This window comes from Kitasatospora sp. NPDC001225 (genome assembly GCF_053597855.1).
Genome location: NZ_JBSFJC010000375.1, coordinates 1 through 2,191 on the forward strand (window position 1 = coordinate 1; position 2,191 = coordinate 2,191).

Sequence of the window (2,191 nt, forward strand, 5' to 3'; positions counted from 1 at the left end):
GTGGCCGAGCGTGATGGCGCCCGGCTCGGTGCCGAGCACCGGGGGAATCGGCAGCAGCCCGTGCAGCAGGGTCAGCAGCCGGTGCTCGCGCCGGCGCCGCTCCTCGGCGTCCGGCCCCTCGTACCGTTTCACGACGACCGTGCCGTCACCCGCGGTGCGGTTGGTGTAGCCGTGGGGGAGGGGCCGCAGCCCGGACGGGCCGTCGCTCACCCCTGCCACTCCTCGGCCAGCAGCCCGAGTACCAGCTGGTCCACGAACTCCCCGTACGCCCAGGCGGCTTGGCGCAGCCGCCCCTCGACGGTGAAGCCGGCCGTGGCGGCGGCCCGGAGCATCGGGGTGTTGTCCGCCAGGGTCTCCAGCTGAAGGCGGCGTAGGCCGAGCACCGGGAAGGCGTAGTGGCAGAGCACCCGCAGGACGTCCGGGGCGAGCCCGCGCCCCCGGTGGCCCGGCAGGAGGGCGAGGCCCAGGTGGGCGCTGCGGTTGTGGGCGTCGATGCCCCACAGGAGGGCCTCGCCGGCGAGCTCCCCGGAGGCCGTCTCGACCACGGAGAAGCAGGCGGCCTCGTCGGACGGCCCGGGAACGACGTACGGGGAGTCCGCCGAGCCGGGCGGGATGGGCCGCCAGGGCCGGGTGTCGGCCCGGGCGCGGGTCGCCACGTCGTCGTACAACTCGGCCAGGAGGACCGGGAGGTCGGCGTCGTGACGGGCCCGGAGGGTGATGAGGGTGCCTTGTAACATGTCACATGTTTACCATCAGCGGGACTGTCGCATCCAACGGGTTTTCCGGTGCCGACCGGCTTTCCGGGGCCGGAAGCCCCCTCCGGGATCGCGATGCCGGGCCGACGGCCGGTCAGGTGGCCCGAGCGACGGAGGCCACCAACTCCCGTGCTCTCGGGGCAGTTTGATGATTCCCACTCGACGGTGGCGTGCTCCCGCCCCGCACGGTTCACCCGGACGGCGCCGTGTGTTGTCCCTCGGGAGGAAGGCGGCTCGATTACAAGGTTTGTATGAGAAACATCCACTACGGAACCGGTGGAATCGCCGCCTCGGCCGCCCTGGCGGCCCTTCTCGTCTGCGCCCCGCACCAGGCGTCTGCGGCCCCCGGAATCCACACGTTCGACTACAAGGGCGCGCCCGAGCAGTACGTGGTCCCCGAAGGGATCTGCGAGCTGGTGGTGCGGGCCTCCGGCGGTGCGGGAGGGAACGCCGTCTACGGGTCGCCCGGCGGGAAGGGCGGTCAGGTCCGAGCCACGGTCCAGGTCACGAGTGGTCAGGTGCTGACCGTCGACGTGGGGCAGGCGGGCAGCGGAGGAGACCTCTCCGTCCCCGGAAGCCTGGCCTACGGCGGGTACGGCGGCGGCGGCCAGGGCGGCTCCTTCAACACGGAGCACCGGCCCGGCAACGGCGCCATCGGTGCCGGCGGCGGAGGCGCCACCACCGTGACGACGGGTGGCAGCGCGCTGATCATCGCGGGTGGCGGCGGCGGAGGTGCCGGCAGTTTCACCAACGACGGAACCGCGTCCGGCGGCGCCGGCGGGCAGGCCGGAACCGACGGGGCCGACACCGGGCAGAGCGCGGCGGGCAAGGGCGGCAAGTCCGGCGGAAACGGGGGAGCGGGTGGCGCGGGTGGAACCGCCACCACCGAGTTCGACCACGACGGCTTCGCGGGCGGCAGCGCCACCGGCACCAAGGGCGGCGACGCGGCCGTCAACATCGGCGACCCCCACATGGGCACCGGCGGCGGAGGCGGCGGTGGGGCCCACGGGGGCGGCGCCGGCGGCTCCTCCACGGCGACCACGCTCGACGGCGGCGGGGGAGGCGGCGGCTCCAGCCTCGGCCCGGCCGCCGCGACCTTCACCACCGGAGCGCGCAGCGGCAACGGGGAGGTCGTGATCGAGGAGGTCGCCTGCGCCTCCCCCTCGCCGTCCCCGTCCCCGTCCTCCTCGCCCTCCCCCTCGCCGTCCCCGTCCTCCTCGCCGTCCCCGACCGCCTCTCCCACCCACTCGCCGTCCCCGACGGCTTCTCCCACCCACTCGGCGTCCCCGACGACCGGTCCGAGCCACACGGCGTCCCACGGCCCGTCGCCCACGGGCGGCCCGAGCCACCACCACTCGCCCGGTCCGGTGCCCGGCCACGGTGGGGGCCAGCTCCCCGAGACCGGGAGCAGCACACCGACCCTCCTGATGAGCGCC

The 2,191-nt window shown here is 74.8% G+C and carries 3 protein-coding genes; 1 reads left to right on the forward strand and 2 read right to left on the reverse strand.

The window, feature by feature from the left end; genetic code table 11:
* A partial coding sequence (locus ACWDCZ_RS40595) for a phosphotransferase (protein WP_449818624.1) occupies nt 1–210 on the reverse strand: 210 nt, incomplete at its 3' end.
* Complete coding sequence (locus tag ACWDCZ_RS40600) at nt 207–737, reverse strand: GNAT family N-acetyltransferase (RefSeq protein ID WP_049650345.1); 531 nt, start codon at nt 735–737, stop codon at nt 207–209. The genes ACWDCZ_RS40595 and ACWDCZ_RS40600, both read right to left, overlap by 4 nt.
* A gap of 269 nt (nt 738–1,006) precedes the next feature.
* Here ACWDCZ_RS40600 and ACWDCZ_RS40605 point away from each other — a divergent pair.
* Nucleotides 1,007–2,191: hypothetical protein (locus tag ACWDCZ_RS40605; RefSeq protein WP_449818625.1), on the forward strand; the 1,185-nt coding region annotated here is incomplete at its 3' end.